Consider the following 19,920-nt stretch of genomic DNA (forward strand, 5'->3'; position numbering starts at 1 on the left):
ACATGCTTCCGTCATTTTGTTAGATGAATCGAAGGAAAAAGATTTCGAGTCCATCTACAATGAAGTCATAGAATGAAGGGGGATAACGAAATGAGTTTACTAGTCGCACGAAAGATTCATAAAAGTTACGGAAACAAGTTTATGAAACAGCATGTTCTCGAGGGGATCGACCTTTCCATCCAGCGCGGAGAATTCGTCACGATCATGGGCGCTTCAGGATCTGGGAAAACTACACTCCTCAACGTCCTATCTTCCATTGATCGCGTCAGTCACGGTACGATTACGATTGACGGCCAGGAGATTACGAATCAAAAAGATAAGAAGCTTGCAGAATTCCGCAAGCATCATCTCGGCTTTATTTTTCAAGAGTACAATTTGTTAGATACATTAACCGTTAAAGAGAATATCCTCCTCCCCCTATCGATTTCAAAGGTATCCAAAAAGGAAGCACAGGCGAAATTTGAGTCGGTGGCGAAGGAACTGGGCATTGAAGACATTCAGAATAAATACCCGAATGAGATCTCCGGCGGTCAGAAACAACGAACTTCAGCTGCACGCGCCTTCATCCACGAACCAAGCATCATTTTTGCCGACGAGCCTACAGGAGCGCTCGATTCGAAATCTGCTTCCGACCTTTTAGATAAACTGAGTGAAATGAACGCGAAGCGGCAAGCGACGATTGCAATGGTCACCCACGATCCTGTCGCCGCCAGCTACAGCAGCCGTGTCATTTTTATTAGAGACGGCCACATTTATACGCAGCTAAATAAAGGCGACCAGACGAGACAGACGTTCCTGAAGGATATCATGAAGACCCAGGGCGTGCTTGGCGGGGTGCAGTATGAACATTAATCAACTCATCATCCGCAACTTGAAGAAGAATTTAAAAAACTATTACCTCTATGTATTTGCTCTCATTTTCAGTGTCGCGTTGTACTTTTCATTCGTCACCTTGCAGTATGATCCCTCGATGAGTCAGGAAGGCTCAATCAAGGGCGAAGCAGCAGTGAGGGTCGCATCCATTTTGCTGATTGGCATCGTAGCCATCTTTTTGCTCTATGCCAATGCCTTATTCATCAAGAGAAGAAGCAAGGAAATCGGCTTATTCCAGCTGATCGGCATGACGAAAAACCGCATCGCACGTATTCTGGGTGTCGAAAACTTGATTATTTACTTCGGATCCCTGGCCATCGGAATTTTTATTGGCTTTGCGATTTCCAAGTTAATCCTGATGAGCTTTTTCCGTGTCGTAGGGGTCAATGAAGTCGCGGAGCTCAACTTTTCATTCCAGGCTTTTTTTCAGACGCTGATTGTATTCGCCGGAATCTATATCGTCATTATGGCGACGAACTATCTGTTTATTCATAGACAATCAATCCTTTCACTGTTCCGTGTTACTTCAAGCGCTCAAGGGAAAGTGAAGAAGCTATCGGTTTGGGAACATCTCATGGGCATCCTCGGCATCGGACTCATTGCATCCGGATACTATTTATCCTCCCAGCTGTTTGAAGGGAGCATTACAACGATCAGCGGATTTTATCTCGCCATGCTCTATATCCTTGGATCAGTCATCATAGGGACGTACTTTTTGTATAAAGGGTCCGTACGCTTCGTTTCCAATCTGATCCGCAAAAATAAAAACGGCTATTTGAACATCAATGAAGTCCTTTCCTTGTCTTCTGTCATGTTTCGAATGAAGTCAAACGCCTTTTTGCTGACCGTGATTACGACGGTGTCGGCGCTTGCCATCAGCTTACTTTCACTTATGTATATCTCCTACTACTCGGCAGAAAAATTAGCCGAGACGACGGTCCCTGATGATTTTGCCATCATTGAACCAGAAAAGGCGGACCGTTTTATGGATCGTTTGGAAGAGGAAGGCATCGCCTATACAGAAAATCCAATCCCTGTGTACGAAGCGGAATTCAACGTCAAAGACATCCTCGATGCAAATTTGGAAGAGTTGAATTTCAACACCGAACAGACGACCTTCCCCGTCATCAGTGAAGTTCATACAGAGGGAATTGAACTCGATGAGGGGGAAATGAAACTCACCGGCTATACGGATTTGATGCAGTCCTTCATTTCCCTCCATGATGAAGGGACGGCACAAATTTTAATGGATGGGAACTGGCGAGAACTGGAGTATCAAGGGTTGGAAGAAGAATATGTACTTTCTTCTTATTACGTCGCTGGCGGACTTCCGATCGGTGTCATTGATGAAGCATTATTTAAAGAATTGAGCCAAAACTATAATCCGGAGATTCAAACAAAATCCAATCTTTATACAGGCGTGAACCTTGAAGACTCAGGTAAACAGGAAGAGGCTTATGACATATTTGCTGCTATGGGACTGGATGAAGGAAGAGACAACGGATCCCAGTGGCACAGCGCGATGTCCCAAAAACAAAACATGGGACTGGTCATGTTCATCGTCGGCTTCCTCGGCCTCACCTTCCTGATCACCTCCGGCTGCGTGCTCTATTTCAAGCAGATGGACGAAGGTGAAGACGAAAAAGGAAGCTATACGATTCTTAGAAAACTAGGTTTCACCCGCGGAGACCTCCTGCGAGGGATTCAAGGAAAGCAGTTGTTCAATTTCGGCATTCCCTTACTGATCGGTCTCCTGCACAGCTACTTCGCCGTCAAGTCGGGCTGGTTCTTTTTCGGAACCGAACTATGGACTCCGATGCTGATTGTCATGGGTCTCTACACCGCTTTCTATTCGATTTTCGGACTGCTGTCCGTTCTTTATTACAAAAAAATTATTAAAGAGGCCCTCTGACGAGTGCCTTTTTTCTATTCCGGAGAATGTTCTGGTATAGTAAAAGGACGAGGTGAAAACTATGGACGCTAAAACCATTTTTGAGACAGTGAAAAACCACGCCCCCTCTGTTCTCGGACACGAACAGTTCCGTAAGTTCGCTGTCCTTTTACCGATCATCGAGAAAAACAATGAGCTTCATGTCGTTTTTGAAGTGCGCTCGCATCAGCTTAGAAGACAACCGGGGGAAATTTGTTTTCCAGGTGGGAAAATTGATCCTGAAGATCCTTCTGCAAAACAAGCCGCCATACGGGAGACTGAAGAAGAATTAGGCGTCAAGTCAGGGCAGTTTACAGAAGTTCATCCGCTCGACTACCTGATTTCTCCCTTCGGCATGATCGTTTACACGTTTGCAGGGTATTTAGATGTGACCGAAGAAGAACTCGTACGCAATCCCGATGAGGTCCGCGAAGTGTTCACGGTGCCGCTCTCCTTTTTCATGGAAAATGGACCGCGCATCCATTACGTCCACTTCGAAGCCCAGCCGGAAGCGAATTTTCCATTCGATCTGATTCCGGGCGGGGAAGAATACAACTGGCGGACGCGTCAACTAGAGGAATACTTTTATATATACGGTGATAAAGTGATCTGGGGGATGACAGCAAGGATCGTTTCCCATTTTGTGGATATCCTGAAAAAATAAAAAGGTGCCTGCCTATGCTCTACAGAGCATAGGCAGGCACCTTCCATTTACTCGCTTACGTCTTCAAAATTCTTGAGTTGGATGTTTCCTTTTAGTTCAAACCTTCATAGTCTTCCTTAATTACTTCAATAATCTTCCCAAGAGTCTGTCCTTTGAAGTTGTCAGGTACCGATTCTCCTGTAGGATTGGCATAATACAGGGCATCTTTCTCCTCACTATATACAAAGCCGAAAGCCGTCAGGGCTACTTCCAATACCCGAGGGTTTTCCTCCAGTCCTGTCTGATCTTTAAAATAGTCCGTCGGATAGACCCACACATCCACGTCATCCGCTCCTGTATGAACCACGAACAAATCACGATCATAACGGGAGATCCACTGATTTTTCGAGAAGAGGGAGACACCAGTACCTTCAAGGCCGGATATGCCCGCTAGATTAATACCAAAAATTGCGTTAATCATCTTCCGCATATCATCGCCGGTCATCTTCCCTTCAAAGGTCTGCCAGTATAAATCCATTACTTCTACTTTAGTCATCTTAATGATCGCTTCATCACTGACTTCTCCATTGAGGGCTTGTCTCACCCGTTGAAGCACATCGTCAGGATAGGTGCTTGTCTGCTTTCCTACACCAAGTTCAGAGACCGCTTCAAGGTCAATGCTATACACACCGTTAACGATGGAGCGGATTTCTTCCGGCTTCACTTTTTTATTGTTACGACTTAAGTATAAATCCATAGCATCCACTTTGCTCAATGAATGAATCTCCTCTAAGGCACCCGAAAAAGAAAGCCGGCCTTTTTCCTCTTTACGAAACTGCTTATAAAGCCCCTCTGTTACTTCTTCTGAATACTTTAAATCCTCCGCCTGCTTCAGTTCATGCTTCCAACTCTTCGCCTCAGTTTCTCCGGGTCCTACCGTACAAGCCCCTAAGATGAAAAGAGACAATACGGTCATAATGGTCATCGATCCCTTCTTCTTTCTCTTCAACCATTTGAACATTGTGTACCCTCCATCACTGTTTTGCTGCGGATTCTCCATGTAGACGAGGGGATGAAAGCGAATTCTATGGAGGCTTCGTCTACCGTTGCACATATCTATGTTTACTATAACCGTTCCTGTCGAATAAAGGAAAGCGATAACTTAAACTTTTACAAACTCTTGAATTACCTTAGGGGGGAAGCGACTCACATCGAAAAGTAAAGATGGTCCATTAGGACATTGACTTTTCCGTGTTGGACATGTAGTCGTATCCTCCTTTTTATCACTCTTTTAATCAGCGGTTATACAAGCAGTCTTCTCCTTTACAATTTTTATTCTAAAACGCTTCACCAAGTAATAAGCCGATTGAAAGTTTATTGCTCCCGAACGGAGAGGGTAAACTAGGCTAAAAAGGAGGCCATTGAATGAATTCTTGCATCATTGTCTGGTTCCGAAATGATTTGCGGGTGCACGACCATCTCCCCCTGTTACGCGCTTCTTCGCGTGGGCTTCCGGTTCTCGGCCTTTATGTATTTGATCAAGCACATTACAAAACGCTGTCCTACGGATTTCCTAAAACCGGCAAGCATCGGGCTCAATTCATACGGGAGAGTGTGGAAGATTTACGACAGAACCTCAATCGATTAGGCGCGCCACTTCTTGTGAGACATGGTTCCCCTGAAGAAGTATTTACATCCATATCGGAAAGGTTCCATATCCAAGAGGTCTTCCTGCATGAAGAAATCGGCAGTGAAGAACTAACCGTTGAGGGTAAGGTCCGTGACCGCCTTCCGCACACTACCTTCACCATCGATCACGGCCATAACCTTTATCCGCCGGAAGACCTCCCATTCACCACCCGTGAACTCCCGGACACCTTTTCACAGTTTCGCAAGGTATTGGATAAAAATGGAGTACCAGGTCTTACAGAAATATCCATCCCCTCATCAGTCAGAGGGTTGAGTCTGCCGAGGGATTTCCCTGAGGGTAAGCTGCCTACTTTGCAGGAGCTTGGTTTAAAGGAGTTGGAGCGGCCTCCGCGTTATCCGGGGGGGTCGTCTAAAGCGAAAGAACGTCTGCTTCATTATATTTTTAAAGCAGACCGGCTGAAGGTGTATAAGGAGACGAGGAACGGAATGCTGAAGGAAGATGACTCATCTAAGTTCTCTCCCTACCTTGCGAACGGATGTCTGTCCCCAAAGGTCGTCCTTGACCAGATTCGCACTTATGAAAAGAAATACGGAAAAAATGAGTCCACGTACATGCTTTACTTTGAACTGTTATGGCGCGATTATTTTCACCTGGTGCATCGTAAATATAGAGATCGGATTTTTTATCCTGCAGGACTCAAAGGAAACCGCATCCCTTGGCATGACGACCAAGAACACCTGCGTCGTTGGATGGATGGGATGACCGGCTATCCTCTCGTTGACGCTGCCATGAGGGAATTGAAGCAAACAGGATTTATGTCCAACCGTGCCCGCCAGAATGTAGCAAGCTTCTTTACAAAGAACCTTGGGCTGGACTGGCGTATCGGGGCCGCCTGGTTTGAATCACAACTGGTTGATTACGATGTTTCGAGCAACTACGGTAACTGGCTTTATATCGCAGGCGTTGGAAACGACGCTGTGCCTTTTCGGGCATTCAACGTAGAAAAGCAGGCGCACGACTATGATCCGGATGGTGCCTATTTGCGCTACTGGCTCCCTGAATTAAAGGAACTTCCTGCCCCGTGGATCCATCAACCTAGAGAGATGGGGATGCTCGAGCAACAGCAGTACGGAATTAATCTGGGAGAAGACTACCCGCTACCCATGGTGGATTTGTACGAATCCATGAAAAATAGAAAGCAAGAGTATGAACAAGCACAAAAAAACTCCCGTTAATACGGGAGTTTTTCTATTCACGGTTTCGTTTTCGAATGAGGAAGAATAGCAGTACCAACACAACTACTGCAGCTACACCTGCAATTATGATATTTTTCACGTTTGGAACAACCATCTCTACCATCATGTTTGTTTCACCGGCTGCCCGTATGTCCCATTGCAATACATTCCCGTCCACACGGTCCGCGTTATGTGACTTCGGTTTTATAGGAAGATCAAGGGTGAACGTAAGATCCAACTGGTCCGCGACAAGTGACTGCATGCCCCCGATGACCCCTGAATTTGAAAGGTCGAGGGCTGCCTCCACTTTGTAAGTCGTTGTAAAAATGCCACCTTCTGTCGTCATTTCGACTGGGACATTTCCAATTGCAGGCGCAACACCTGTTTCTGTCATCCCGCCGGAGACCGGCAGAATTTCCATCTCCTGTACATCTTCGAAGCTCTTTTTCGCCCTAAACCCGATGAAGTCATTCTTCTCATAAGATTCCACGTCGTACCCTTTTGACTCAAGCTCTTCAGAAACACTATCCATCATATTTTCAGCCCGGTCTCCAAAGCGACTTAAAGCTTCTTCTTCAACCCCTGCCGTAATCGTATGGTCACCGCTTCCATCCTTATTGATCTTCAGTTTCAGGTCCCCTTCCACGCATGCCGTTAAAAAAGTAAGCAAAAAAATCAGCACGAAAACTTGTCCTGTATTTCTCATGGATTGGCCGCCTCCTTTATGTGGATGATATGTATGAATTCTTCCTTCCATTAATTCATTCTCAATACAGTCGATCTATCCTACACTTTATTGATATGTTCTTCATTTAATTAAAACAATTGGATTGATGGCACAAAGGGAACAACTCCTTCACCATCATTTTACCATGATATGGGAAGCATCACCTGCATGTTTATGACCCTTGTGGAAAAGATAAACCCAGGAGGGATCAGCATGAACGATTTAACAATTGAAGAATTCAACCAGCGCCTGCAACAGTGGCAGGGGGAAAACATTCGTATTCAGAAACACGAGCTACGCGATGAGGATACCATCACGATGAACCTTGATCACATATCATATGAGACTCACACGCGCCGGCTCGACGATTACACACCGATGCACGCGCTTTACTTACATGGCCAAGGACAAACAGAAACGGAGGCACAAAGCGCCCAGCCGCTTCCATCCGCCTACTATGAAATTCCTCTGGAAGATTCGACGCGATACCAGTACTTGAATGACCGCTTCACACTGGAAACCACACGAGGCACCTACACCATTGAAAAAGAGTAAAGCAAAAGGACGTCTATTAGCGGAGGCGTCCTTTTTTATGTCCTTATTTGCTTTCTAGAATTTAAACCCGATCACAACTAAATCGACGGCATCTACACCCGAACCATTCTCTGCTTCCGCTTTGATCCCCAGGCCCAGCCCCGGCACATTATAGGTACGGTTGAACCTTTCTCCTGGGTAAACCGTGATCTGATCGAGGGTTAAAAAGCTCACCTGATTGACTTTCATAAGTAACTTGAACGTGACGGCTCCTTCTGAGACCACCCGGTTTCCTCCGGCCACGCGAATCGTATAAAAAGGGCTGACATCGATGCCCGCCGGATATTCTTCCGTCAAATCGACCGTTTGTCCTTCCTCGATGACTTGCCCGCCTGGTTCTGTGACGAAAAGAAGACGATTACCTGAAGTGATTCTGTGGGACATCCTCATTCCTCCCCCATTTGCTCATAATTTATCCTATGTTAGCCACCTGGGAAGCGGAAGGTCTAAGAAACATATTTCAACAAAACTTCTCATTTTCCAAATGGAGGAAATACGCATTGTGCAACGAATGGTATAGAAGGAGACACCTACATAGCTCATCTACACGACTCCAAAATTTTTTTTAAAGGAGACAGGAAATGCTTAATTTTAAGAAGTGGTTCGTCGTTTTTACTGCCTTTTTTCTCACCGTACCATCCGTCACTTTGGCAGGGTCCATCAAAGACGGTTCCTCAGGTAACCCAGGCGAATGGTATGTCGGAGAAACTCCCTCTACTATTGCCGCTAACTCTCACCCCATTCTTTTTGTTCACGGACTGAACAGCTCCTCAGACACATGGTATAAGAACAATAATATGTATACGACCGCATACCAAAGCGGCTACGAAACAGCGTTCATCGACCTCAATGCTGGAAAGAGCATGTGGGATAATGGAGCCCTTTTATCCGAAAAGGTGAAAGAGATCTACAACTACTTCGGTGAAAAAGTTGTTGTCGTCGCCCATAGTAAAGGTGGTGTGGATACCCAATCCGCCCTCGTTCATTACGGAGCTGACCCCTACATTGAACGAGTGATCACCTTATCCTCACCTCATAGCGGTTCCCAATTGGCAGACCTCGCTTACAGCAGCTGGGCTGGGTGGCTTGCCGGCATCATAGGAACTAAAAATGATGGTACCTACTCCCTTCAAACCGGCTACATGGATTATTACCGCTCCGTTACCGACAGTCACCCCAATGTGTACAACACCCCTTTTTACACATTGGGAGGAACGAAATGGGGCAGTTTTGGAAGCGCTCTCTATTGGGGAGGCCTTTATCTGAGCTCCTATGGAAGCAATGACGGCGCGGTGACTGTTAAAAGCTCCAGACTTCCTTATGCAAGTGAAATCAGTGTAGGAAGATGGAATCACACGACTATAAAAGAAGGATCCTCCACCTTTGATCTCTTTAAAGGATATCTTAATGAAACGATGGCCTCTTCATTTTCTGCCGCGAGCTTAGAAACAGCTGCTATTACAGAAGAATCGGAGGCCAAAGCAAGTCATTACGTCACGGGAGGAGAATACGTGGGCACACATAAGGAAAAGGTAGCGGTTGAAAAAGGAGTGGAGACCGTCACCTTCGACTGGATTAGTGACCAAAAAACAGGATCCTTGGCACTGACATCCCCTAGTAAAAAAACATATGCTGACTTCGACGTGACCGCAGACAATACTGAATTTTTCAACGGGGTCTATCACCACACCCTAACCATTGAAAAGCCTGAAACAGGGGCATGGACCCTTGAAACAACAGCCGGTCAAAAAGAACGCTATCTTTTGAGCGCGAGCTTTGAAAGCCCCGTGGATGCCATGCTCAGCAGTGAAGTAGAAGGAAATGAAATGAAGGTGAAAAGAAACAAAAAGCTGAACATCAATACCGAGATGACGATCGAGTACTATGACAAAAACGGGAAGTGGAAAGAGAAGAAAATGAAGGCGAAAAAGAATGGAAACGACTTTAAGATTCCAAGCCTCGGCGAAGGTGTCTACAACATGACCATTGACGTAAAGGGAACCTATGAAGGTACCCCTCTTGAACGGACCATCATCCACTCCGTGTACGTTGATGATAAAGGAAAACTATACACCCCATAAACAAAAAGCCGGTCCCTGTTTGAAGGGACCGGCTTTCTCATAAGTTATCTGGATAATTTTGGCGCACCAGGTCATACAGATAATGGAAATTAAAACACTTTCCTCAAATCCCACTTTTTTAGGTTGAGGGTTGTTTTGTCTGATGCCGTAAATTGGATGCTCTCGTTGTTCGGTGCTGGGTAGAAGCGGGCGGTAAAAACGTGCGCGCCACCATTCACAAACACTTCTACAGAAGATGTATCGATAAAAATGTGTACATCATTCAAGGAATCCACTTCGGTCTGGCGCTTCTCAACAACACCATCGACATAGCTTTCGCGTTCCATCGTAAAAATTCTTTGCTCACTTGAATAAACAAGTCGTGCAGCTCCGCCGATCTCCAGCGCAAACCAGCCTTCAGAAATGTTGATATCCTCCAGATACAGCTCTACCGCTTTGCCTTTCACACCTTCTACTTCATGTGTCTCATGATCAAGCTCCAGGCGGTGTTCCACCACGCTACCCTCACGCATTTCCTCCAGCTCCGATACAGGTGTTTGATAGACCCGTCCATCTACGAGCTTCAATTCACGCGGCAGCGTCATGTTATGCAGCCACTGATGCTTAACGGTCGGATGATCCTGTTCAGCCTGATCCGGCACGCTCATCCAACCGAACAGAACCCGACGGCCGTGCTCATCCTCCGTCGTCTGTGGGGCATAAAAGTCAAAGCCGTGATCCAGCTCATAAAAGGCACGATGTTCGTAACGTCCATTTTGAGAATCAAACGCTCCGACAACATAGCCCGCCTGATAGACATTCTGGTACTTCATTCCATCAGCCTCAAGCCCCTGCGGTGAAAACACAAGGACATCTTCGCCTCCCAGCTCGAACAAATCCGGGCATTCGAACATATAACCGAAATCACCGAGAGGACCTTCCCCTCCGCCGGCAAGGACTCCCACATGAGTCCACTCATGTAAATCCTCACTTTGAAGCAGTGCGACTGCCCCTTTCATGTCTTCCGTTTGAGCCCCGACCACCATAAAGTAAGAACCATTCTGCTTCCATACTTTCGGATCACGGAAATGAGCGGTGTATCCTTCCGGCAAGTGTACGACCGGTCCTTTTTTATCAAAATGGATCCCATCCTTGGACACAGCTAGACATTGATATGACTCGCGATTACCTTCCTCATCCTTCACGTTCCCTGTATAAAAAGCGTACAGTTCACCGTTATGCTCAATGGCAGACCCTGAATAGCAGCCGTTCTTCTCAAACCATTCAGAGGGCGTAAGGGCAATGTCTTCATGCGTCCAATTGACCAGATCCTCGGAAGAATAATGGCCCCAAAACTTCGCCCCATGCCCTGTTTTAAACGGCATCCACTGATAAAACAAATGATAGGTACCGTTCCACTGAATCCAGCCGTTTGGATCATTCAACAAACCGACGGGCGGCATGATGTGATAATGCAGACGATAAGGATCCGCTTCCACAAGGTCCTGATGCTTTTCCACTTCTTCAAACGCGGCACGGCGCAACTCCTGATCTTTACTCATCGGTTACTCGCCTGCCCCTTCAAGATGCTTGATCACTTCGTCCCGTGTCGGAAGGGCGGTCATCGCACCTTTCGTCGATGCCGCAAGCGCTCCGGATACACTTGCGAATTCTGCCATTTTCACCGCCTCCGGAAGCGTGATGGCACGGATATCCCCTTCGTATTCATTCAAGGAAAACAACATGCCCGAAACAAAAGCATCACCAGCTCCAGTCGTATCGACCGCTTTCACTTTCATGGCAGGCACATGTTGCATTCCATCAGACGTACACACATAATTACCTTCTCCGCCCATTGTAATTAGTGTCAAAGGGATGTCATAAGCCGCAAGCTTCCCAAGCCCGCGCTCAATGTCCGTTTCGCCTGTGATGAATTCCAACTCTTCCTCCGATATTTTTAAGAGGTCTGCTTCAGAAAGCATCGACTGAATCGTTTCCCGCGCCTGTTGCTCGGAGTCCCAAAGCGGCAGACGTAAATTCGGGTCATAAGAAATGATCATCCCTTTTTCCTTCGCCAAAGAAACCGCATGGCGTGTCGCCTCTTTGACGGTCTCACCAATCATTGAGATGGAACCGAAGTGAAGGACTTTATGATTTTCGAAATCTGACGGGTCGATCTCCCCTGCTTCAAGAAACTGGTCGGCACTCGGATTGATGTAAAAGTCAAAGCTCCGTTCTCCGTCCTCAGCATTGGTTACAAAAACTACGCCCGTCCTAACATTTGGCGTCAAGAACATGCTGTGTGTCTGCACTCCGTAATCGGTGAGCGTTTTTTTCATAAAGCGGCCGAGCACGTCATCGCCTACTTTCCCTAAAAATGTAGACGTGGCTCCAAGTCTGGCTACTCCAACGGAAACGTTCGCCGGCGCCCCGCCTGGACTTTTTTGATAGTTCGTATTGTCTTGATCCAACGGGATAAAATCAATCAACGCTTCCCCAAGCGAGATGATACCTTTTTTCATCGTTCATCCTCCTCTAAAATTCATTCATGATTACCTTTATTATCTTCCATTCACCTATACAAAACAAATCCCTACCAGCCCGAAGACTAGTAAGGATTCGTCACTATTATTTGGTATCTTCGTTCCAACCAAGCAGCAATGTCGCAATGATCGAACCACCGATCGCGATTAGGCAACCAATACCGTAGTTGATCGGATCCTGTGCAATTGCGAACATCGGTAAACCGGTCAGACCGATTCCGTTCGCCATCACTTTTGTGAACACGACGTACGCGCCACCCAGTGCACCACCGATCGCCGCTCCGATGAACGGACGACGGTATTTCAAGTTCACACCGAAAATCGCAGGTTCCGTAATTCCAAGGAAAGCAGAAATTCCTGCTGGAAGAGCGATTTCTTTCGTTTTCTTGTTTTTCGTCTTGAAGAAGACCGCAATCGTCGCTCCACCTTGAGCAACGTTCGCCATCGCCCAAATAGGAAGCAAGTAGTTACCACCGACGTTCAATAGTTCCGCTTCAATAGCGTGGAAGCTGTGATGGACACCTGTCAATACAATTGTGGAGTACAATCCACCGAAAATCAGCCCGGCAATCGGTCCAGCTGTATCATACACAACGCCAAGTACGGAAGTGAGGCCATTACCAAGCGTACGACCAAGCGGACCTACGACAAGCAAAGCAACAAAACCTGTGAAAATAACCGTTAAGAACGGTGTAAGCAATAGATCAATGGCATTCGGAACAACTTTACGGAAGGCTTGTTCCATTTTCGCCATCACATAAACTGTCAATAGAACAGGGATAACCGTTCCCTGATACCCAAGCATTTCAACTCCAAAGCCTAGAAAGTCGAGTGTTTCCGGCTGAGCATCGGAAAGTCCCCACGGGTTCAAAAGATTCGGGTGGGTCATAATTCCACCGATAACAGCACCTAAATACGCGTTTCCTCCAAATTCCTTCGCAGCACTAAAACCGATTAAGATCGGCAGAATGATGAACGAGGCAGAGGAGAACATATCCAGCATGACGAACATTCCACTTTCAGGATCAACCCAGTTGTATGTGTTCATCAGGCCAAGCAGACCCATCAGCATACCCGCAGCAACGATCGCGGGGATAATTGGAACGAAAATGTTCGATAGCGTCCGGGCAAAACGCGCCAGTGGGTTCATTTTACTTTTGGCCGCATCCTTGTGAGAAACGGACTTATCATTTTCCTCTTCTTCAACCGAAGCTCCTACCATCGGCCCAAAGTGGGTGAACACTTTGTTGACCGTTCCTGTTCCGAAAATGATTTGGAATTGACCAGAGCTTGAGAACGCTCCTTTGACACCATCGAGTTCTTCAATGGCTGCTTTATCAATTTGACTCTCATCATCAATGACGAGACGTAAACGAGTGGCACAGTGAGTGGCACTGACAACATTATCTTTGCCGCCGAGCAAAGGAACCAATTGTTCAGCTACTTCTTTATGATTCATGATGTTTCCTCCTTGTTATTTTTTTAAAAAATAAAAAAGACCTAAAACGCGCACAGTGTGGGTAGGTCATTCGCATACACGAGTCACCTAGCCAACTCTACACATTTTAGGTCTTGCCTGCTTTACCAGTAACAATCCTGCATTATTTAACTTTGAACAATTTCATTTTAACCACTGAAAACGCTATCGTCAATCCCTTTGTAAAATTAATTTACATTTAAGAGCCGCTGGATATGTAAAGCAATGTAGGCGATTTCGGAATCTGGAAAATCAATGCCATACTCTTCCTTTAAATAGCCCGCCACCTTCTCTGATGTCTCATAAGCTTCCTTATATTTCGTCTGTATCAGCTCCAACATATCTTCATCGATCGGTTCGAAGTTGCTTCCCTCTTCCACACGATTCAATGCAAAGCGAAGGTGGGTGATCAAGCGTTGATAATTGATGCTCGTCTCTTCGATGGTAAGCCCAACAATCGCTTCGACCTGCTCAACAAAATCACGCAAAATGGTAGCCGTCTGCAATGATTCACTCATCGACGGCGTGTCCATCTTAGCGGTATGAACGTGAAGAGCGATGTGAGCGACCTCATCCATCGGGACATCGACCCCAAGCTCGCGCTTGATCTCTTCTTTCGCCCACATCCCGACTTCGAACTCCTTCTTATATAGGAACTTAATTTCATTCGTTAACTTATTTTGTATCGGGAACCCTTGCTCCAGTCGTTCCAAAGCAAACGATAAGTGATCGGTGAGCGCGATATGGATATGGTCGTTCAACGGTGCTTCCAAATACCCTTCCGCATGACTGATGATTCGCTCGGCTACTTCAATATGCTTTTCCGGCAATGTGGATAATAGCTGCTGGAATTTCTCTGAGGATTGATCACGTAAGAGGAATATCTTCTCGATTTTATGTTTCGGCACAATGTCGTTCCGCTTCTTTTGAAAAGCGATGCCCTTCCCCATCACGATCTTTTCCTGGGGACCATCGTAAACAACGACCGCGTTGTTGTTCAGGATTCTAAAAATGCGCATAGTAAGCTCCTCCGCTCGAATGGTTACTCCTTCAATATTACCACGAAGAGAGCCTTCTATGACAATGGAATCGGTCGGAATCGCATGAAGGAATGTCTGTTAGTAAAAAATTTCTAAATGATGCTCTCCCCCTCTTACTTAGAGGGTAATGAGAAACAACACAGAAATTAGAGAAAAAACGAAGAAAGAGGGCGTACCGGTTGAGTCAAGGAATAGGACTGATCATTACATGTATTCTAGGATTTTTGTTGTGGCGTTACAGAAAATCAATGTTTCCACCGTCCAAAAATGTCGGGGTAATCGCTTTAATCATTGTTTCCATTTCACTAACAGTAGGAGGGGTGCTTATCGGGTGGATCACTCTAATAAAGATGGAAGTACCTGATTGGGTGAGTTTAATAGCCGTAGTCACTTTGACTCTTGGGGCACTATACATCATAAGCGAATACCTAAGAAAGAGGATGTAGATGAGAAAACACCTTACGAACAACAAAACCCCACACGACCTTCATGAAATAATTCCCTCCATATGATTCTATAATAAACGAAAATCGGGAAGGCTAATTACTAAACCCTTTCCCTTTTTCTTGTTACACTAGAAAACGTGAGAATTTTTGTATAATCATTCTCGTTCAGTTAGCTGAGAATCAATTTTCGACAAATTTTTGTCTTTGTTGACAAATACTCGATTTTATATAATAATAGCTACTGAATTAGAATTATTATAAAAAGCTGCAACAATCCAGCAGCTAACCAAACATACTTTACAGGAGGAATTCTACTATGGCTCTAATCGGTAAAGAAGTACAACCATTCCAGGCGAAAGCATTCAAAAACGGTGATTTCGTTGACGTTTCAGAACAAAACTTTAAAGGACAATGGAGCGTTGTTTGCTTCTACCCTGCAGACTTCTCTTTCGTTTGCCCAACAGAACTTGAAGACCTACAAAACAACTATGACGCACTAAAAGAACTAGGTGCTGAAGTTTACTCTGTTTCCACAGATACTCACTTCGTACACAAAGGCTGGCACGATGCTTCTGAAAAAATCAACAAAATCACTTATTCCATGATCGGTGACCCTTCTCAGCAGATCTCCCGTCAATTCGACGTACTGAACGAAGAAGATGGACTTGCTGAGCGTGGTACATTCATCATCGACCCAGATGGCGTTATTCAAACTGTAGAAATCAACGCTGGCGGAATCGGCCGCGATGCAAGCAGCCTTATCGGTAAAATCAAAGCTGCTCAATACGTACGCAACAACCCTGGCGAAGTTTGCCCAGCAAAATGGGAAGAAGGCGAAGAAACACTAACACCAAGCCTTGACCTAGTCGGCAAAATTTAAGGAGTGGAATATAAATGGTTCTCGATGCACAAATAAAAGCACAATTAGAAGAGTATCTAAAGCTTTTAGAAGGTGACATCGAACTGAAAGTCAGCGCGGGAGACGATAAAGTCTCCCGTGACATGCTGGCTCTCACGGATGAGCTTGCATCCATGTCACCGAAAATCACAGCACAAAACACAGAATTAAAACGCACACCAAGCTTCAGTGTGAACCGTCCTCAAGAAGAAACAGGTGTCACGTTTGCCGGCGTTCCGCTTGGTCATGAATTCACGTCCTTGGTTCTTGCTTTGCTGCAAGTGAGCGGTAGAGCTCCGAAAATCGATGATACGATGATCGACCAAATCAAAAACATCTCTGGTGAGTTTCATTTTGAAACGTTTGTCAGCTTGAGCTGCCACAATTGCCCGGATGTTGTTCAGGCCCTGAATATCATGAGCGTGCTGAACCCGAACATTACGCACACGATGATTGATGGTGCAGCGTTTAAAGAGGAAGCGGAACAGAAAAACATCATGGCCGTTCCTTCTGTACATCTTAATGGAGAATTCTTCAGTGGTGGACGCACGACACTTGAAGAAATCGTTGCGAAAATCAGTGAAGGTCCCTCTCCAGAAGAGTTCACAAACCGTGATCCTTATGACGTTCTCGTGATCGGTGGTGGACCTGCAGGCGCAAGTGCAGCGATTTACTCTGCACGTAAAGGCATCCGTACCGGCATCGTTGCAGAACGATTCGGTGGACAAGTCCTTGATACGATGACAATTGAAAACTTCATCAGTGTGAAGAGCACAGAAGGACCGAAGTTCGCAGCAAGCCTCGAAGAACACGTCAAAGATTATGAGATCGATATCATGAACCTTCAACGTGCGAAAAACTTGCAGAAAAACGATGACGATCTGTTTGAACTTGAACTCGAAAACGGCGGTGTTCTGAAAAGTAAAACCGTCATCATCTCTACAGGCGCACGCTGGCGTCAGCTCGGCGTCCCTGGTGAGGACGAGTACAAGAACAAGGGTGTTGCCTACTGTCCACACTGTGACGGACCATTGTTTGAAGGCAAAGATGTAGCTGTCATCGGTGGCGGAAACTCTGGTGTCGAAGCAGCGATCGACCTTGCCGGGATCGTTCAAAACGTAACCGTGCTTGAATTCGCCGACACATTGAAAGCAGATGAAGTTCTTCAAGAACGCTTGAAGAGCCTTCCGAACGCGGAAGTGAAAACCAATGCCCAAACTAAAGAAATCACCGGTGATGATCATGTGAACGGAATCACTTATATCGACCGTGAATCTGGCGAAGAGCAACACATCGACCTTGAAGGTGTCTTCGTCCAAATCGGACTTGTACCAAACACTGAATGGATGGACGAATCTGTTGAAATGAACCGGATCGGTGAAATCATCACAGACAAACGGGGGGCAACAAATGTGCCAGGATTGTTTGCTGCTGGTGACGTCACCGACAGCCCGCACAACCAGATCATCATCTCTATGGGTGATGGTGCGAATGCAGCACTTGGTGCGTTTGATTACTTGATTCGTAACTAATACAAATCGAAGAGGTATAGGATTCCCTATACCTCTTTTATATGGCATAATTTTCACTTCACTTTTTTAATTGAGAAAGTTTTTTGGGAGATTCATGGCATAAAGTTGCTGATCAATGCTTAAAACAACACCACAGCTCACTTAGGTCTATAGAAATCCCGTTTACCTCCCCTAAAATCGTCAATGTTCTTCTATAGAGTATCCACCTTCATCCTACACCGTCATTTCGATTTTTGTACTCAAGCACATTCAGTTCTACTTCCCTCCATTACTTTTCACTTAGACAACTATAATAACCTTTTAATGTCATCCTTCTGTGCAATAAACTTTACAAAATATTTACATAAACTTAACATTTAGATAAACTAGTGTTGAGGTGTGTCAAATATGAAAGAATCATTAAAAAGATTATTAAAGAGTTACTTCTTCTTTTTTACTGTTGTCCTTACATTGAAATTCATTCTTCTAAGGTACTGGCTTCTTTACGATTTCAACCCATTTGCAAGCTTCTGGTTTGAAATGAGCCTTGTCCTTATCGTTATCTCTATGTTTGAATTAATTTTCAAACGTGGAAAACTTGTTCTATATATTTTTTTGGATTTACTGTTATCCGCATTGTTTGTAGGAATGCTTATTTATGAAAGGTATTTTGGCACAATCCCTACATATTATGACCTATCTCAATTGAATCAGGTCGGCAGTGTGAACGAAAGCATGTGGATCCTCTTTGAGAAGACAGATCTTGTTTTCTTTGTAGATTTTCTCATCCTTGTTTTGCTATGGTTCTTCACCAGAAGGTGGTCTTATCCTTCGATCAAGACCTCGAAACTTACTATGACAGGCGTACTTGTGGGGAGTTTGATTGTAACGATTGTCAATTTCCAAATGAACAAAGACGAAGCTGTTTTGGACAATGCCTTATTTGCTAAGGAAAATGGGTTTTTCCAAACACAATTTGTGCAATATTACCATGAAAATTCTAAAAGTGAGACGGCTCTAGCCTTTACCGGCGAAGAGCAAAATGTAACACTCAAACGTATTCAGGAGCTTAAAGGCAATGATTATGTACCGATGAACGAACATGAGAATTTTGGCATTGCTAAAGATCGCAACCTTATTGTAATTCAAATCGAATCTCTTCAGGATTTTGTCATTGGAAAATCCATCAATGGACAAGAAGTCACCCCGACAATTAATCAGTGGCTTGATGATAGTCTATACTTTTCCGATGTCTATCAACAAATTGGTTCAGGGAATACATCAGATGCGGAATTTTTAATGAACACGTCTCTTTATCCACTTGGAAATCAAGCAACTACGGAGCAGGTTGGCGGCATGGATCTTCCTTCCCTACCACGTATGTTGGGAAACGAAGGGTATCACTCTGTAACCATGCATGCCGATGATGTCACCTACTGGAATCGGGACGAGTTGTACCCTGCCCTTGGGTTTGATGACTATTATGCAAAAGAATTCTATGGAGAGAAAGACACCATTGGCTTTGGCCCATCGGATGGTTTGTTTTACGAAAGGTCTATGGACGCTATAAAAGAAATCTCTTCTAGTCATGAAAATTTCTATGCTCACGTTCTGAGCTTAACGAGCCATACTCCATTTGAAATGCCAGAAGAAAAGGAAGGGCTCAATCTACCCAAAGAGTATCAAGGAACATTGACAGGGAATTACTTGCAATCGGTCCATTATGCAGATCAAGTACTTGGTGATTTCTTTCAAGATCTGAAAGAGGCAGGGTTATGGGATACGTCTGTGATTGCTCTTTATGGCGACCATTCTGGCTTACATGGGAAATTACTGAAAAGTGAAGATCAAGACCTGCTAAAAGACTTTATTGGCGAACGATATTCGTTGTTAAACCGTTTCAACATTCCATTCATCGTGAGTGTACCAGGGGAAAAAGAAGTCTCAGGAGTCGTAGACCACATCGGCGGACAGATTGATATGATGCCGACACTCCTTAACCTGTTAGGGGTTGAGCCAAATACGATTTACTTCGGTCATAATCTCTGGCATTATTCCGATAACCTTTTAGGAATGCGATATTATGTACCTACTAGCTCGTTTTTTAATAAGGATACATTCTTTATCGCTAAGAACAGTCGCTTTGATGAACGCATTCTTGATTTAACTTCCAATAAGAGGATTGAGAATGAGTTTGAGAACCCTTCTTCCCACTTTGCAGATGAACGTAAAGATATTCTAAAACTTCTACAGTGGTCTGACGCCTACTTTGAAAGTTTGAAATAATTGATC

Annotated in this window: 17 protein-coding genes; 9 read left to right on the forward strand and 8 right to left on the reverse strand. The window is 45.0% G+C overall.

The genetic code is table 11. The features are described from left to right. Positions 1-90: 90 nt before the first annotated feature. The 3 genes from K2225_RS10945 to K2225_RS10955 all read left to right on the forward strand — a co-directional run bounded on the left by K2225_RS10945 (position 91) and on the right by K2225_RS10955 (position 3,467). Complete coding sequence (locus tag K2225_RS10945) at positions 91-852, forward strand: ABC transporter ATP-binding protein (protein ID WP_220584765.1); 762 nt, start codon at positions 91-93, stop codon at positions 850-852. Beyond that, a complete protein-coding gene (locus K2225_RS10950) occupies positions 842-2,785 on the forward strand; it encodes an ABC transporter permease (RefSeq protein WP_220584766.1) in 1,944 nt (647 codons plus the stop codon). The genes K2225_RS10945 and K2225_RS10950 overlap by 11 nt, the downstream gene beginning before the upstream one ends. Positions 2,786-2,846: 61 nt before the next feature. Then, positions 2,847-3,467: an NUDIX hydrolase gene (locus tag K2225_RS10955; RefSeq protein WP_220584767.1), complete on the forward strand. Its 621-nt coding sequence runs from the start codon at positions 2,847-2,849 to the stop codon at positions 3,465-3,467. A gap of 91 nt (positions 3,468-3,558) precedes the next feature. Here K2225_RS10955 and K2225_RS10960 read toward each other — a convergent pair whose 3' ends face one another. Continuing rightward, complete coding sequence (locus tag K2225_RS10960) at positions 3,559-4,467, reverse strand: hypothetical protein (RefSeq protein WP_220584768.1); 909 nt, start codon at positions 4,465-4,467, stop codon at positions 3,559-3,561. Positions 4,468-4,871: 404 nt separating this feature from the next. Between K2225_RS10960 and K2225_RS10965 the strand changes: the two genes are divergently transcribed. After that, positions 4,872-6,332 (forward strand): DASH family cryptochrome, encoded by a 1,461-nt coding sequence (locus tag K2225_RS10965; protein ID WP_220584769.1) that lies wholly within the window; start codon positions 4,872-4,874, stop codon positions 6,330-6,332. A gap of 13 nt (positions 6,333-6,345) precedes the next feature. On the opposite strand, the gene K2225_RS10970 is transcribed toward K2225_RS10965, so the two are convergent. Continuing rightward, positions 6,346-7,038: an LppM family (lipo)protein gene (locus K2225_RS10970; RefSeq protein WP_220584770.1), complete on the reverse strand. Its 693-nt coding sequence runs from the start codon at positions 7,036-7,038 to the stop codon at positions 6,346-6,348. A gap of 234 nt (positions 7,039-7,272) precedes the next feature. Here K2225_RS10970 and ymzB point away from each other — a divergent pair, with 234 nt between their 5' ends. Further along, the gene (gene ymzB, locus K2225_RS10975; RefSeq protein ID WP_220584771.1) at positions 7,273-7,614 is read left to right on the forward strand and encodes a protein YmzB; all 342 of its coding nucleotides are present in this window, start codon (positions 7,273-7,275) and stop codon (positions 7,612-7,614) included. Positions 7,615-7,668: 54 nt separating this feature from the next. Here ymzB and K2225_RS10980 read toward each other — a convergent pair whose 3' ends face one another. Beyond that, positions 7,669-8,037: a hypothetical protein gene (locus K2225_RS10980; protein WP_089650642.1), complete on the reverse strand. Its 369-nt coding sequence runs from the start codon at positions 8,035-8,037 to the stop codon at positions 7,669-7,671. 197 nt (positions 8,038-8,234) lie between these two features. Between K2225_RS10980 and K2225_RS10985 the strand changes: the two genes are divergently transcribed. Beyond that, positions 8,235-9,734, forward strand: a complete 1,500-nt coding sequence (locus tag K2225_RS10985) for an esterase/lipase family protein (protein ID WP_220584772.1) — start codon at positions 8,235-8,237, stop codon at positions 9,732-9,734. Between the two features lie 89 nt (positions 9,735-9,823). Here K2225_RS10985 and K2225_RS10990 read toward each other — a convergent pair whose 3' ends face one another. The 5 genes from K2225_RS10990 to K2225_RS11010 form a co-directional block, all read right to left on the reverse strand. Then, positions 9,824-11,275 (reverse strand): glycoside hydrolase family 32 protein, encoded by a 1,452-nt coding sequence (locus K2225_RS10990; protein ID WP_220584773.1) that lies wholly within the window; start codon positions 11,273-11,275, stop codon positions 9,824-9,826. Between the two features lie 3 nt (positions 11,276-11,278). After that, positions 11,279-12,235, reverse strand: a complete 957-nt coding sequence (locus K2225_RS10995; RefSeq protein ID WP_220584774.1) for an aminoimidazole riboside kinase — start codon at positions 12,233-12,235, stop codon at positions 11,279-11,281. 106 nt (positions 12,236-12,341) lie between these two features. After that, a complete protein-coding gene (locus K2225_RS11000; protein WP_220584775.1) occupies positions 12,342-13,715 on the reverse strand; it encodes a sucrose-specific PTS transporter subunit IIBC in 1,374 nt (457 codons plus the stop codon). Between the two features lie 206 nt (positions 13,716-13,921). Then, entirely contained in the window at positions 13,922-14,752 is an 831-nt protein-coding gene (locus K2225_RS11005) for a PRD domain-containing protein (RefSeq protein ID WP_220584776.1), read from the reverse strand. A gap of 256 nt (positions 14,753-15,008) precedes the next feature. Continuing rightward, positions 15,009-15,191, reverse strand: a complete 183-nt coding sequence (locus tag K2225_RS11010; protein ID WP_220584777.1) for a hypothetical protein — start codon at positions 15,189-15,191, stop codon at positions 15,009-15,011. 344 nt (positions 15,192-15,535) lie between these two features. On the opposite strand from K2225_RS11010, the gene ahpC reads away from it, so the two are divergent. The 3 genes from ahpC to K2225_RS11025 all read left to right on the forward strand — a co-directional run bounded on the left by ahpC (position 15,536) and on the right by K2225_RS11025 (position 19,914). Beyond that, positions 15,536-16,099, forward strand: a complete 564-nt coding sequence (gene ahpC, locus K2225_RS11015; RefSeq protein WP_146814671.1) for an alkyl hydroperoxide reductase subunit C — start codon at positions 15,536-15,538, stop codon at positions 16,097-16,099. 14 nt (positions 16,100-16,113) lie between these two features. Next, positions 16,114-17,649 carry an alkyl hydroperoxide reductase subunit F gene (gene ahpF, locus K2225_RS11020; protein ID WP_220584778.1) on the forward strand — a complete coding sequence of 512 codons (1,536 nt, stop codon included), beginning with the start codon at positions 16,114-16,116 and terminating at the stop codon, positions 17,647-17,649. 387 nt (positions 17,650-18,036) lie between these two features. After that, complete coding sequence (locus K2225_RS11025; protein ID WP_220584779.1) at positions 18,037-19,914, forward strand: LTA synthase family protein; 1,878 nt, start codon at positions 18,037-18,039, stop codon at positions 19,912-19,914. Positions 19,915-19,920: the final 6 nt, after the last annotated feature.

The organism is Halobacillus sp. Nhm2S1 (assembly GCF_019599545.1).
In the GTDB taxonomy this organism is placed as follows: domain Bacteria; phylum Bacillota; class Bacilli; order Bacillales; family Halobacillaceae; genus Halobacillus.